The sequence below is a fragment of the Verrucomicrobiia bacterium genome, from assembly GCA_035765895.1.
In the GTDB taxonomy this organism is placed as follows: Bacteria; Verrucomicrobiota; Verrucomicrobiia; order Limisphaerales; family DSYF01; genus DSYF01.
In genome coordinates, this window is sequence record DASTWL010000088.1 from 1 (window position 1) to 14,255 (window position 14,255).

Annotated in this window: 12 protein-coding genes and 1 tRNA gene; 8 read left to right on the forward strand and 5 right to left on the reverse strand. The window is 62.4% G+C overall.

What is annotated here, in order from left to right; genetic code table 11:
* Positions 1–399 precede the first annotated feature (399 nt).
* The 5 genes from VFV96_16995 to VFV96_17015 form a co-directional block, all read right to left on the reverse strand.
* Positions 400–702 (reverse strand): hypothetical protein, encoded by a 303-nt coding sequence (locus VFV96_16995; protein HEU5072103.1) that lies wholly within the window; start codon positions 700–702, stop codon positions 400–402.
* 45 nt (positions 703–747) lie between these two features.
* The gene (locus tag VFV96_17000; GenBank protein HEU5072104.1) at positions 748–1,644 is read right to left on the reverse strand and encodes a 50S ribosomal protein L11 methyltransferase; all 897 of its coding nucleotides are present in this window, start codon (positions 1,642–1,644) and stop codon (positions 748–750) included.
* Positions 1,641–2,264, reverse strand: coding sequence for a histidine phosphatase family protein (locus tag VFV96_17005; protein ID HEU5072105.1), 624 nt, complete (start codon positions 2,262–2,264; stop codon positions 1,641–1,643). Before VFV96_17005 ends, VFV96_17000 begins: the two co-directional genes overlap by 4 nt.
* Positions 2,265–2,281: 17 nt before the next feature.
* Complete coding sequence (gene rph / locus VFV96_17010) at positions 2,282–3,025, reverse strand: ribonuclease PH (GenBank protein ID HEU5072106.1); 744 nt, start codon at positions 3,023–3,025, stop codon at positions 2,282–2,284.
* 68 nt (positions 3,026–3,093) lie between these two features.
* Positions 3,094–4,047 carry a DHH family phosphoesterase gene (locus VFV96_17015; GenBank protein HEU5072107.1) on the reverse strand — a complete coding sequence of 318 codons (954 nt, stop codon included), beginning with the start codon at positions 4,045–4,047 and terminating at the stop codon, positions 3,094–3,096.
* Positions 4,048–4,154: 107 nt separating this feature from the next.
* Here VFV96_17015 and VFV96_17020 point away from each other — a divergent pair, with 107 nt between their 5' ends.
* From VFV96_17020 to VFV96_17055, 8 genes are all read left to right on the forward strand, one after another.
* A complete protein-coding gene (locus tag VFV96_17020) occupies positions 4,155–4,949 on the forward strand; it encodes an SDR family oxidoreductase (GenBank protein ID HEU5072108.1) in 795 nt (264 codons plus the stop codon).
* An 86-nt stretch (positions 4,950–5,035) separates the two neighbouring features.
* Complete coding sequence (locus VFV96_17025) at positions 5,036–6,322, forward strand: lactate racemase domain-containing protein (GenBank protein ID HEU5072109.1); 1,287 nt, start codon at positions 5,036–5,038, stop codon at positions 6,320–6,322.
* Positions 6,323–6,353: 31 nt separating this feature from the next.
* Positions 6,354–6,731, forward strand: a complete 378-nt coding sequence (locus tag VFV96_17030; protein ID HEU5072110.1) for a YkgJ family cysteine cluster protein — start codon at positions 6,354–6,356, stop codon at positions 6,729–6,731.
* Positions 6,732–6,772: 41 nt separating this feature from the next.
* Positions 6,773–7,582: a BtpA/SgcQ family protein gene (locus VFV96_17035; GenBank protein HEU5072111.1), complete on the forward strand. Its 810-nt coding sequence runs from the start codon at positions 6,773–6,775 to the stop codon at positions 7,580–7,582.
* Between the two features lie 67 nt (positions 7,583–7,649).
* Positions 7,650–9,134 (forward strand): rhamnulokinase family protein, encoded by a 1,485-nt coding sequence (locus VFV96_17040; protein ID HEU5072112.1) that lies wholly within the window; start codon positions 7,650–7,652, stop codon positions 9,132–9,134.
* Between the two features lie 253 nt (positions 9,135–9,387).
* The gene (locus VFV96_17045; GenBank protein ID HEU5072113.1) at positions 9,388–11,472 is read left to right on the forward strand and encodes an elongation factor G; all 2,085 of its coding nucleotides are present in this window, start codon (positions 9,388–9,390) and stop codon (positions 11,470–11,472) included.
* Between the two features lie 84 nt (positions 11,473–11,556).
* Entirely contained in the window at positions 11,557–14,037 is a 2,481-nt protein-coding gene (locus VFV96_17050) for a glycoside hydrolase family 2 TIM barrel-domain containing protein (protein ID HEU5072114.1), read from the forward strand.
* A 112-nt stretch (positions 14,038–14,149) separates the two neighbouring features.
* Positions 14,150–14,225: transfer RNA gene (locus VFV96_17055), tRNA-Phe, on the forward strand.
* Positions 14,226–14,255 lie beyond the last annotated feature (30 nt).

Below are 14,255 nucleotides of genomic sequence, written 5' to 3' on the forward strand. Positions count from 1 at the left end.
GAAGGTGTGCCGCACTACGGACTTGTCAGCCGTGGGGGCGGGATTATGGTGAGTCGCGTCATGAAGGGTTGGATTGTTTTTCATACATCAATGCGGGTGCCCGTTTGCACTCGCCTCGTCAACCCTTCATGGCATCTAACCGGGACGGCGCCCGGGTTTTAATTCTGCCACGCTGGCCAAAACCAGCCACTGGTTTTGCCGGTCAGGAGCAACTGGCGGCCAGATTTCCCGTGGAGCAGTGCGAAGCGCGTCGGGGAGGTGTTGCATGAAGCGATGGATGTGGGGAAGGACTTGATTTCAGACAGGTTTTGCCCGGATCAGACCGGGTTTTGTTCCCGAAAACGTGAAGGCCGCACCCGAAGGTGCGGCCCCCAAAATGAATTGTTGATGCGTCGAGTGTCAGGCCATTTCTTCCTGGCCCCAATCACTTAAATGCAGGAATTCCTTCACCTTGCGTCGTTCGTAACGGTTTTTTTGCGCCTTCCGGGGCTGGCTTTCCGTCTTCCGAAACGGGTGCTTGGTGCTTTTGATCGCCTCGTTCATGAATTGAAACGTTTTTATCATGGCGTGTATTCCTTTCTCGGTTGTTTGTGTTAGCGGGAAGAATGCCAACCCACCCGTCGGGCCGGCCCTGGTTTCGGCGAGATGTCCGAAAACTTCTTCACGCGTTCCAACCTTACGACAGGTCGGCAAAACGCGCATTCAAAAGTTTATTGGAATTTGGCGGCGGAAATTTTGCCGCGTCGGTCACCGGTTTACGTGCATAAACGTCCCCGAAGTCCACTCCTTTTCCGTGCGTTGGCGGACCAATCGCAGGCCCGCCGCGGCAAACGCATTGCGGACCTGATCGAATTCCGTGTGTAAAATGCCCGCCAGGACGAGGGTTCCGTGCGGCGCCACGCGGGCGATGATTTTATCCCTTTCGCCCATCAGCAGCGTGGACAACAGGTTGGCGCACACGAGCGCATAACGGCGGGTGGTGCGTGGTGGCAATTGGCTCAAGTCCGCGCGCGTAATCCGGACCAGGTCAAATACGCGGTTACGGCGGGCGTTTTCCCGGGCAACGCGAACGGCCTCCGGATCAAAGTCGAAGGCGACAACCGGTCCGGCACCCAGTTTGGCAGCGGCGATGGCCAGGATTCCGGAACCGGTGCCCATGTCCAGCATCGCGCCCGCCGGTCCGCGACAAAAGCGCACGACTTCGCGCAGGCAATAACCAGTTGTGGCGTGGTGACCGGTGCCGAAGCTGAGCCCGGGGTCCAGCACGATCACCTTTTGTCCGGGGTGCGGGCGGCGTTGGCTCCAACTGGGTTTCAGCAGCAGCGCCCGGCCGATGGACAGCGGTTTGAAATGGCGTTTCCACGCTTCAGCCCAGTTTTCCCGTTTGAGTGCGCGCAGTTGCAGCGTGCCGGGACCAATATGCAGCCCCGCGCGGCGGGCGGCTTGCAGCCGGGAACGAATCGCGCGGGCCGCGGTGGCAAAACGCGGGGGGCGTTGTTCGAGATAGACCGAAACCTGGGCCACGTGGGTTTCGGAATCCGTGTAACACGAGGCGACGGCTCCAAATTCGGCGGACAGCGCCTCCTGGGCGGCTTCTTCCGCTTCCGCCGTGGTCGTCAGGCAGACCTGCCATATTTTTTTCATGCGGGAAGGTCGCGCCAGGGGGTGAAGTTCAATAATTGGACTTCCGTTTTCCGGTGCGGCTGGAGTTCAACTTCCGTGAGGCTGGCGTAATCCACGTCAAAGTGCGCGAAGGCGGGCAGCGGCAGGCCCAGCAGGATGGAAAGCAGCGTGCGCACGATGCCGCCATGACAGAAGACGGCCACCGTTTGGCCGGGATGCCGCGCGATGATGGGGTTGATGCTCGCCTCGACGCGTGCGCGATACGCGGTGCTGGGTTCGGCATTGGGAATTCGGTCCTGTGTCAACAACTCCAGCCAGTCGTAGGCGCTCAAACCAAATTTCTCCTGGATGCTTTCCCAGCCATGTCCGGTCCAGTCGCCGAAATCAACCTCCCGCAGGTCGGGCACGATCACCGGCGTGGGTGCGCCGTTTGTGGCGTAAGGCGCCAAGGTTTGTCGCACGCGCTTCATCGGGCTCGCATACACGGCCTGAATCGGTTTTCGTTTCAGATAGGCCGCGAGCGCCCGGGCCTGCTCGTGACCGCGCGCGGACAGGTTCATGTCGATGCGCCCGCCGAAAATCCGGTGATAGCGTTCCTCGACCTCGGCGTGGCGGAGCAACAGCAGACGCGTGACGTGCATGGCGGAGGCGGGGAAAATTACTCGCCGAGGGCCACGCGCTGGAGCGCCAGCAAGTCGCGGATGCCCTGTTTGCCGAGCATCAGCAGTTGTGCCAGTTGAGCCTCGGTGAAGGTGGCTTCCTCGCCGCTGCCCTGAAGCTCGATGAATTCGCCGGCGGAATTCATGACCAGATTGAAATCCACGGCGGCGGCCGCGTCCTCGGTGTAACAGAGATCGAGCAGGGCTGCGCTGTCGCAAATCCCCACGCTCACGGCGGCGACGCCATGCAGGATTGGGTTCTCCGCGAGCTTGCCGGCCGCCAGCAACTGGCGCACGGCCAGGGACAGCGCCACGTGGGCGCCCGTGATGGAGGCCGTGCGCGTGCCGCCGTCGGCCTGCAACACATCGCAATCCACCCAGATGGTGCGCGAGCCGAGCTTTTCAAGGTCCACGGCGGCGCGCATGGCCCGGCCGATGAGGCGTTGGATTTCCTGCGTCCGCCCGTCGATTTTGCCCCGCGAAATGTCCCGGGCTTTCCGCTCCAGCGTGGAGTAGGGGAGCATCGAGTATTCGGCCGTCAACCAGCCGCCCGTGACGCCCTGTTCCTTCATCCAGCGCGGCACGGATTCGTCAATTGTAACGGCGCAAATCACGCGGGTATTGCCCCATTCAATCAAGGTGGAGCCCGATGCGTGGGGGGCGATGCCGTTCTGAAAGCGAATGGGCCGGAGCTGGTTGTAGTGCCGGCCATCGGCGCGGCCGGAAGTTTGTGGGTCAGCCATAAACATCGCGATGCTAGGGCAGCCGGGCGGGCGCAGCAACGCGTAACCACGCCGCGCGCCCGAGTGGGTCAGGAGCCGATGGAATCCAGCTGGTCGAAGGCGCTGGCGAGGCTGTTCAACGCATTCTCCGTGCGGATGGCGTTGGGTTTGGTGCCGAGCGCCTGCCGCAAATAGCTGACCGCATCATTGATGTTGCGGACCGAGCGCGGCAGCGTGGTGGCGCTGGCGTTGGCATGCCCGCCGCCCTGCACCTTCTCGGCGGCTTTGATGGCCTCACCATTCCGGCTGCGGAAGCTCGCGATGACCAGGCCGGTGGATTTGCGGAACGCGGTGACGAGCACCGGATACTTGGTGGCCTGCTTTTCGAGCAATTGATGCACGATCAAATTGGTGTTGCCCACGGTTGTTTCCACAAAGCCGATCTGGGGAGTGATTTCCCGGATGTTGTTGCGGCTCCAATCGTAGCCAATCGGGTCTTCGATGCGCCGTTTGACGGCCATGACTTCGAGCAACGGATGGTCCAGCAGGCGTTCAATCCGGCCTTCCAACAACGCGTGGAGATTCCAAAAGCCATAAATCTTCACGAGGCTCGCGTAGTCGCCGGCCAGCACAAAGTCGGGGTCGTCCTCCAGAAAGAGGTCGGCCACGTTGCTCAGATGCACGAGCCGTTCAAGTTCCGGCGTGCCGAGCCCGTGCGCCTGGCACAATTCATAGCAGAGCAGGCTGGCGGATTTGTTCAGGTCAAACACGAACTGCGCCTGCGTCGGCTTGGTTTCGGTGGCGTGATGATCCACGATCAGCCAGTTGGCGCGGTCCAGCCGCGGTTCGAACACCAGGTCCGTTACCCAGGCGGAGGTTTCAGTCATGGGGCGGTTGCGCCAGCCCTGATAGTTCCAGGCTTCCAAACGCACTTCGCGTTCAAAAAGATGCCTGGCCAGACGCTGCAACAGCACACCGGCCACGAGACCGTCCAGGTCGCTCTCGTGGGTCAAAATCACATCGGGTCGGGGCAACAAATTCATCCGGCGCAGCCTAGGCCATCCGCTGGTCCAACGCGAGCGGTGATTTGAACCCTCCGGTGATTTCGAGCTTTTGACCAAACGCCGCGGCTGCAAGACTCGCAGCACGCATGAACAACGAAACGGTGCTGCTGACCGGTGCCTCCTCCGGAATTGGCCGCGAACTGGCCCGCTGCTTCGCCGCGGACGGCAGCCGGCTCATTTTGGTGGCCCGCACGATCAGCGCGCTGGAGACGCTGGCCCGCGAGTTGCGTGAATGCCATGCCATTGAGGTCATTGTTCGCGCGGCCGATCTGGCCAACCCCGGCCTTCCGGCCGAACTCCATGCGGAATTCAAACAATCCGGCATCAGCGTGGATGTGCTCATCAACAACGCCGGCTTTGGCGCGCATGGACGGATGCTTGAACTGCCGCTGGCCCGGCAGCTGGACATGGTGCAGGTCAACGTGACCGCACTGACGCACCTGACCCGTTTGTTTTTGCCGGACATGATCTCGCGGCGGCGCGGTGGGGTGTTGAACGTGGCTTCCACGGCAGCCTTTCAACCCGGGCCCGGCATGGCCGTTTATTACGCCACCAAGGCCTACGTGCTTTCCTTCACCGAGGCGCTGGCCGAGGAGCTGCGCGGCTCGGGGGTGACCGCAACGGCGCTTTGTCCGGGACCGACGGCGGACACCAATTTCGGCGTGACCGCGCAGTTCAAAGGCCCGGACATGCTGACCAAAGGAGCCTTGCCGGCCGCGGCGGTGGCGCGTTTTGGCCATAAGGCCTTTCGATGCGGACGCTGCGTGGCGATTGCCGGCGTGCGCAACCGGCTGCTCACTTTTGCCGTGCGCCTGGCGCCGCGCTCCGTTATTCGCAAGGCGGTGCGGGCCATCAATGACTTGCGGTCAACGGAGGGCTGAACCCGACCCGTTGTGGGTGCGCAAAATCACAATGCGAATGCTGTTCCCAGCATGGATTTCCGACGACGTTCCCTTAAACTGATGGCATGCAAGATGTGATTTCACAGGTCGCGCAGGCGGGGACGTCCGTCACGCCGGCGCAGGTGCAGCAACTGATTGCGCAGGCTTGTCCGGTCGAAGCCTTTCGCGGCCGTCGCGTGCTGGTGATCGTGCCGGACGGCACGCGCACCGCGCCGGTTGGACTGATGTTCAAGACGCTGCACGCACATATTGGCGCGGCGACCGCGGCGTTTGACATCCTCGTCGCGCTGGGCACGCACCAACCGATGAGCGAAGCGGCGATTTGTGCGCGCCTGGAAATCTCCAGCGACGAACGTCACGGGCGCTATGGCCAGGTGGGCTTTTTCAATCACGCGTGGAATGATCCGACGGCCCTCCAGCAGGTGGGCACCCTGACATCCGCCGAGGTCAGCGAATTGACCAACGGTTTGTTCGCCATGGACGTGCCGGTGGAAATCAACAGGCTGCTCTTCAACTACGATCAAGTCATCATCGTTGGGCCGGTGTTTCCGCACGAGGTGGTGGGTTTTTCCGGCGGCAATAAATATTTGTTCCCGGGCGTGGGCGGACCGCAGATTCTGAATTTCTTTCACTGGCTGGGTGCGGTGGTGACCAATCCCATGATCATCGGCAACAAGTGGACGCCCGTGCGCAAGGTTGTGGATCGCGCCGGCGCGCTGGTGACGGTGCCGAAACTGTGCTTCTGCCTCGTGGTGGCGCCGAACAGGGAGCTGGTCGGCCTGTTCGCGGGCAGTCCGGAACGCGCCTGGGACGCCGCGAGCGAACTCTCGCGGGAAACACACACCTGTTACGTGGATCAGCCTTTTCACACGGTGCTGTCCTGCGCGCCGGCCATGTATGACGAGCTGTGGACCGCCGGCAAGTGCATGTATAAGCTCGAACCGGTCGTCGCGGACGGCGGCGAACTCATCATTTACGCGCCGCACCTGAGCGAAATCTGCGTGAGCCATGGAACGCACATTCTCGAGGTGGGCTACCACTGCCGCGATTACTTCCTCAAGCAGTGGGACCGGTTCAAGCACATCCCGTGGGGCGTGCTGGCGCATTCCACCCACGTGCGCGGCATCGGCACGTTCGAGAACGGCGTGGAAAAATGCCGGGTGCAGGTCACGCTGGCCTCGCAGGTTCCGGAAGCGGTCTGCCGCAAAATCAACCTGGTCTATCGCGATCCGAAAACCATCGACATCGAAAGCTTTGCCCATCGCGAAAAGGAAGGGGTCTTGCTGGTGCGGAAGGCGGGCGAAATGCTCTACCGGTTGAAGCATCCGCCGGCGTGGGCGAAGGAATCCTGACGCCGCGGGTTCGCAAAACTTGGAGGTCGTTGTGCCGATTTTTTACGAATGCCAGCGCTGCACCGCGTGTTGTCGCTGGCCGGGTCAGGTGCGGCTCGCGGAGGCGGAGATGGCGCGCATCGCGGATTTTCTCGGGCTCACAGAAACGGAATTTATCGCCCGGCACACGCGTCTCCGCACGGATCGCAAGGGCCTGTCGCTGCTCGAAAAGGCCAACGGCGAATGTGAATTCCTCGTCGGCAACGACTGTTCCATCCAGCCGGTCAAGCCTCAGCAGTGCCGCGACTTTCCCAATCTTTGGAACTTTCCGGGCTTCGAAAAGGTGTGCCGGGCGCGCCCGCAGGACGTGCCGCCGGAAGAATGGCGCCGGCGCGTTCAGGCCGCCACGGGCCGCACCCGGCTGCCTTGAGTTCGATGGACGGCGCGGCGGCCGGTTGTTAGCCTGTCATCGTGACTCCGCCGAATTCGCTGTTTACCTCTGCCAAACCGGTGATGGCCATGATTCACCTCGCCGCGTTGCCCGGCACGCCGGCCCATCAACTAAGCCTCGCTGCCATTGAACGTCAGGCCTGTGAGGAAGCGCGGGTGTATCGCGCAGCCGGCGTTCACGGGATCATGCTCGAAAACATGCATGACACGCCTTACCTGCGCGGCGGTGTCGGCTCGGAAATCGTCTCCGCCCTGTCGGTGATTGCGCGGGCCGTGCGGGACGTTGCGGGGGTGCCGTGCGGCGTGCAGGTGCTGGCAGGTGCCAACCGCGAGGCGCTTTCGGTGGCGCATGCGGCCGGGCTGGATTTCATCCGCGCGGAAGGTTTCGCCTTCGCGCACGTGGCGGATGAAGGCTTCATCCAATCCAGCGCCGCCGAGTTGTTGCGCTTTCGCAAAATGATTGGCGCGGAGCAGGTGCAGGTGTGGGCCGACGTGAAAAAGAAGCACAGTTCGCACGCCATCACCGCGGATGTCAGCCTGGCCGCGACGGCCGAGGCGGTCGCGTTCCTGCGGGGTGATGCAGTGATCGTGACGGGGAGCGTGACGGGCGCGGCGCCGCGGGCGGGAGACGTCAAGGCCGCGAAATCCCGGTGCGCATTGCCGGTTTATCTCGGCTCCGGCGTCACACGCCAAAACCTGCGGCAGTTTTACGCCGCGGCGGATGGTTTCATCATCGGCAGTCATTTCAAAACCGGCGGGCATTGGGCCGGTGCAGTCGAGGCGCGGCGTGTGGAGCAGTTCATGGCAGCGCATCGGCAACTGGGCGGGTGAATGTCGTTTCCTTCCCGACGAAACGTGGCAGAGTTGCCGGCAAATCAATCCAGCAAACAGCATCAATATGGCAGAGCGTGTTTATCTCGGAGTGGATCTGGGCGCGGAGAGCGGCCGGGTCATGGCGGGCGTGTGGAATGGCAAATGTTTGCGGCTGGAGGAAGTGCATCGCTTTCCCAACGGCGGCGTGTTTATCGCGGACAGCCTGCGGTGGGATGTGGTCCGTCTGTGGGCGGAAATTCAGAACGGCCTCGCGCTGGCCGGGCGAAAATATGGCCGGTCGGTGGTTTCCGTGGGCGCCGACACGTGGGGCGTGGACTTTGTGCTGCTGACCAAAGCCGGCGAGTTGCTCGGCCTGCCGTATCATTATCGCGATGCCCGCACGCAGGGTCTGTTGGAAGCGGCCTTCAAAATCGTGCCGCGCGCGGAACTCTACGCGCAGACGGGTCTCCAGTTCATGGAACTCAACACGCTTTATCAGTTGCTCGCTCTGCGCCGGCAACATCCCGATCTCATTGGTGCGGCGGCAGACTTCCTGTTCATGCCGGATTTTCTGCATTTTTGCCTGAGCGGGGCGCGTGTGGCGGAATACACCATCGCCTCCACCTCCCAATGCCTGCATCCGGCGAAACGTGACTGGAACCACGAACTGCTGGCGAAGTTCGACCTGCCGGCGCGGATATTTCCGTCCCTCATCCAGCCGGGAACCAACCTGGGAAAACTCCGCAACTCGGTCGCCGCGCGCACCGGGTTGCCCGAGGTCTCCGTGGTGGCGCCGCCCGCGCACGACACCGCATCGGCCGTGGCGGGTGTGCCGACGGCAAACACGGGCAAGGCCGATTGGGCCTACCTCAGTTCGGGCACGTGGTCGTTGCTGGGCGTGGAAGTGGCCGCGCCGGTCGTGACGCCGCGGGCGCTTGAACTGAACATGACCAATGAAGGCGGGCTCGACGGCACCATCCGGTTGTTGAAAAACATCATCGGGCTCTGGCTGATTCAACAATGCAAACGGTCGTTCGATGCGGCGGGGCGGAAGCATGATTACGCCGAGCTCACGCGCATGGCGGCGGCCTCCAAACCGCTGCGGTCGCTCGTGAACCCGGACGACCCGCGGTTTCTGAATCCGGCCGACATGCCCAGGGCGATTCAGGAGTTTTGCCGCGAGACCGGCCAGCCCGTTCCCGAAACCGACGGACAGATCATTCGCTGTGCCACGGAAAGCCTCGCGCTGAAATACGGCGTCGTGTTCCGGCAGTTGGAGGAATTGACCGGCAACCGCCTGGCCGTGCTCCACATCGTTGGCGGCGGTTCGCGGAACGATCTGCTCAACCAGCTCACCGCCAATGCCTGTGGCCGGCTGGTGCGCACCGGTCCCGTCGAGGCCACCGTCATGGGCAACATCCTGACGCAGGTGCGTGCCAGCGGTGAATTGCATTCTCTCGCGGAAATGCGCGAAGTCGTGCGTGCGTCTTCCGAACTCGGCCACTTCGAACCCCAGCACGACGCCGACTGGAGCGCGGCCGCGGATCGGTTTGCGGCGTTGGTGAAGTAGCCGGCCGGCGCGCCCCACGCCTGCCGTTCGGCCGCGGTGCCAGCCACCGGTGACCGGGAATTGGTTCGTTTGAACGTCCCGTCGGGCCGGCGGGTCACACGTCTGGTGATTTGTCCGCCGAATGCCTTGCATCAGCCCCGCGGAAAATCATCGCTGCCATGATTCGTTTCTTGGCAGGAAGCGGCGGTGTTCTTACAGTGCCATTAGTTCCGGGAAAAAGTGGATCAATGCAACCTTCAGGAAATGGTGACGTATGAAAGAGTATCAAGCTGCAGATATTCGAAACTTTTCAATCGTGGGACACGCTTCCGCCGGCAAGACGACATTGAGTGAAGCCATGCTCGCCTGTGCCGGGGAAATCAACCGGATGGGCAGTGTCGCCGCGGGCAGCACCGTTTCGGATTATCACGAGGCTGAACAGGCGCGGAAGATTTCCATCCAGTCCACGCTGCTGCATCTGGAATGGCTCGGGAAGAAGTTCAACGTGATCGATTGTCCCGGCTATTCGGATTTCATCTGCGAGAGCCTCGGCGCATTGCGCGCCAGTGACTTTGCGCTGGTGGTGGTCAACGCCCAGCACGGCGTGGGGGTGGGCACGGACATGGTGTGGCGTTACGCCACCGAATTCGGCATCCCGAAAATGATCGTCCTGAATGGCTTCGACAAGCCCGAGGCCGACTTTGAAACCGCGCTGGCGCAGGTGCGTGAGCATTTTGGTTCGCGTGTGTTTCCCATGAACCTGCCGCTGAACTCCGGTCCAGGCTTCAATCAACTGCTGGATGTGCCCCGTTCGGAAGTGACGACGTATGCCGCCGACCAGAGCGGCAAATTCACCGAGGTTTCGGCCGCCGGCACCCACGCAAAACAAGTCACCGCCCTGCACGAGCAGCTCATCGAGTTCATCGCCGAGGCCGACGATTCGCTCATGGAGAAGTGGATGGACAGGGGCACGCTGACGGAGGACGAGCTGCGCAGCGGGCTCCATGCCGCCGTGCAACGGCAGGCGTTCATCCCGTTGTTCTGCGTCTCGGCCGAAAACAACATCGGCGTGGCGCGGTTGATGGATTTCATCGCCAAATACGGCTCCTCGCCGGTGGACCGCGTCAAAGTGTCGGCCGTGGACCCCGACGGGAATGATGTGGACGTGGCCCTGAACGACGGCGAACCGGTGCTTTATGCCTTCAAAGTCATGAACGAATCCGGCTTCGGCGACATGACCTTCTTCCGGGTTTATGCGGGGCAGGTGAAAATGGGCAGCGACCTGTTTAACGCCGACCGGCGCGTCAGTGAAAAACTAGGTCCGCTTTATCTGGTCAACGGCAAGAACCGGACGAGTGCCGCCTCGCTCAATGCGGGCGACATCGGCGCCGTCGTCAAGCTCAGGGACACCCACATCGGCAACACGCTGTCCACCGTCAAGCGGCCGGTGTCGCTGCCCAAGGTGCAGTATCCCGCGCCCAACGTGCTTTCCGCGCTGCAACTCAAGACCAAGGGCGATGAAGACAAGCTGGCCGTGGGCATTGCCGCCTTGCACGAGGAGGACGCCTCGTTTGCCTACTCGGTGGATGCGGAATTGCATCAAACCATCCTGGCCGGGCAGGGGGAACTGCACCTCGACGTGCTGGTCGAACGCCTCCGGCGCCGCTTCAAGGTGGACCTGGAATTGACCGCGCCCAAAATCGCCTATCGCGAAACGGTCAAGAGCCGCGGGGAATCCAAATACCGGCACAAGAAGCAAACGGGTGGCGCCGGTCAATTTGCCGAAGTATGGATGCGCATCGAACCCAAGCCGCGCGACACCGGCTTCGAGTTTACGCAATCGTTGGTCGGCCAGAACGTGGATCGGGGTTTTGTGCCGTCTGTTGAGAAAGGCGTTTCGTCTGCGTGCAAGGAGGGCATTCTGGCCGGTTACCGCGTCGTGGATTTGAAGGTCGATTTCTACGACGGCAAGATGCATCCCGTTGATTCGGGCGACGTGGCGTTTCAAATCGCCGGCAAGGAGGCATTCCGCGAGGCCTTTCTCCAGGCGCGTCCCTGCCTGCTGGAGCCGATTCACAAGCTGACCATTCGGGCGCCCGAGGATTGTCTGGGAAAAATCATCGGCGACGTGTCGAGCCGCCGCGGCAAGGTGCTCGGCATGGAGGCGGACGGCAGTTTGCAGGTGCTGATTGCGGAGGTGCCCGCCCGCGAGCTGCATCATTATGCCACGGTCCTGCGTTCACTCACCGGCGGTCGCGGCATTCACCAGGAGATGTTCAGCCATTACGAGGAAATGCCGCGGGAACTGGAAGCGCGGGTGGTAGAGGAGAGCAAGAAGGCGCGGAACAACTCCCACTGAACGGCCGTTCCGGCCGGGGGGGCGGCCACGGATTTCGCATGAACAAACTGGCCTTGGTTGCATCTATGCGGAATTGTGTTCGCCATGATGACAAAGGCATTGCCTGGCTCGGGACCGGAACCACGAGGCGTGAACCGGCTGGTTCGCCGCGGTGCGCCGTGGGGTTTGCTGGTGCTGCCGATTTTCTTCGCGGGAATGGCTGCGGTTCTGGCGCAAACGCCGACGGCCCCTCGCTCCGTCAACTTTGACTTCGACTGGCGATTTCATCTTGGTGATGCGCCGGAAGCGGCGCAATCGCGCTTTGACGACGGCGCCTGGCGGCAACTGGACTTGCCCCACGATTTCAGTGCGGAAGGGAATTTCTCCCCAACAAACGCCAGTTGCACCGGCTACCTGCCCGGTGGCGTCGGGTGGTATCGCAAATCATTCACCCTGCCGGAATCGGCGCGGGGCAAACGGGTGTTCGTGGAATTTGACGGCGTTCAACGGGACAGCGACGTGTGGATTAACGGAACCCATCTCGGCCATCGCCCGAACGGTTACATCAGCTTTTCCTGCGAACTCACGCCGCAGTTGCGCTTTGGCGATGCCACCAATGTTTTGGCGGTGCGCGTCGAGCGCGACAACGTGGCGGATTCGCGTTGGTATCCCGGCACCGGCATCTATCGTGACGTGCGCTTGAGTGTGGTGGAGGCGCTGCATTTTGCGACCTGGGGAACGTTTGTCACCACGCCGCGCGTGACGGACCAGGCGGCCGATGTGGTGGTCAACGCGGATGTGCGAAACGAGGCGGCCGCGGCGTGTGAGACGCGCGTGGTCGTGCAGTTGCTTGATCCGGATGGCAAATCCGTCGGTGAATCCCGGCAGGTCCAGCACCTCGAGGCCGGGCAGAGGTTCACGTTTACCCTCTGGCAGCAAGTCGCACAGCCGCGTCGCTGGTCGCTGAACGCGCCCAACCTTTACACCGCCGTCTGCCGGGTGTTCCACGGCGAGCAGCTTGCCGATGAAACCCGCACGACCTTTGGCATCCGCACCATCCGGTTTGATGCCCGGAACGGTTTTTTCCTGAACGAAGTGAATCTCAAGATCAAGGGCGTTTGTCTGCACCACGATGCCGGTGCGCTGGGTGCCGCCGTGCCTCGCGAAGTGCTGGAACGGCGTCTGCAACTTTGCCGGGACATGGGCGTGAATGCCATCCGATGCTCGCACAATCCCATGGCTCCGGAGCTTTACGACTTGTGCGACCGGCTGGGGTTGCTGGTCATGGACGAGGCGTTCGACGAATGGGAAATCGGCAAGCGCAAATGGGTTGAGGGCCGCAACGTCGGGACCGCCGGGCGTTTCGGTTACAGTCATGACTTTGCAGCTTGGGCGGCGACGGATTGCGCCGACATGGTGCGGCGCGACCGCAATCATCCGAGCATCATCCTCTGGAGCCTGGGCAACGAAATCGATTATCCCACCGACCCGTATGTGCTCGACGTGACGCGGCGGGTGGAAGGTTTTGCGGTCGACGAACGGCAGCCGCGCATGACGCGCCTCACGGCGGTGGCACCCCGGTTGATCGCCGCCGTCAAGGAGCAGGATCCGACCCGGCCCGTAACGATGGCGCTGGCCAACTGGCCGGCGTCTGACGCCATCGGGCTGGCGTCCATGCTGGACGTGGTGGGCGGGAATTATCAGGAGGATTTGTATACGCAAACGCACCGGCAGTTTCCCGGTCGCGCGCTCTTCGGCAGCGAGAACGGGAAGGGCTACAACGAATGGCGTGCGGTGGTGCAAAACGATTACGTTGCCGGCCAATTTCTGTGGGTCGGTTTTGATTTTTTGGGCGAAGCCGGGCGCTGGCCGAATCATGGTTCGGGCGCCGGTCTGTTCGACACCCGCGGCTTTCTGAAGCCCGAAGGCTGGCAGCGCGAGGCGCTTTGGGGCGACCATCCGGTGCTGCACGTGGTCGTGCGTCCGGAAGCGACTGCGCCGCGGGAACGACGCTTTCCGGCCCGGGCTCATTGGAACTGGGGCGACAGCAACCGCCCGGTGAACGTCACCGTGTTCAGCAACTGTGAAGCAGTCGAGTTGCGCGTGAACGGTCGCGCCGTCGCCACTGTGCCGGTAGGGCCGGAGCGTGTGGCCAGCGCCTCGCTTTCGTATGAACCGGGCACGCTGGAAGCCGTTGGACGCACGGTGGGCAGGGAAAGTGTCCGGACCGAACTGCGCACGGCGGGCGCGCCGGCGCGGGTGCACATCGAATTGGACCGGCAGGGATTGAGCGCGACGCAACGCGAGGTCGCTCACGCCGTCATCTCGGTGGTCGATGATCACGGCGTCGTGGTTCCGGATGCGGCCGTGCCGGTCACCGTGAGCGTGGCTGGAACCGGCCGTCTGCTGGGTGTGGACAACGGTGACCTTTGGGACACCACACCCTTGAGCAGCCCGACGAAACGGCCGCGCGACGGCAAGCTGCTGGCCATCATCGGGGCGGGGAGAAGCCCGGGGCCGCTGCGGTTGCAGGTTTCGGCCGCGGGCCTGGCTCCGGCGGAAGTGTCCCTGGAAACGACGAAATGAGCAGTTGACCGTTCGTGGGAAAGTTTGACCGGGTTTGAAATCCCTGCGCCAGGGGGGACAATAAAACCTTGCCAAGGCGGAAGCCCGCGAGTTTACTTTGCGTCCGCTGCGTGGCTGGATAGCTCAGTCGGTAGAGCAGAGGACTGAAAATCCTTGTGTCGGCGGTTCGATTCCGTCTCCAGCCACCACTTCTTTTATAACGACTTACTTCGTGAGTG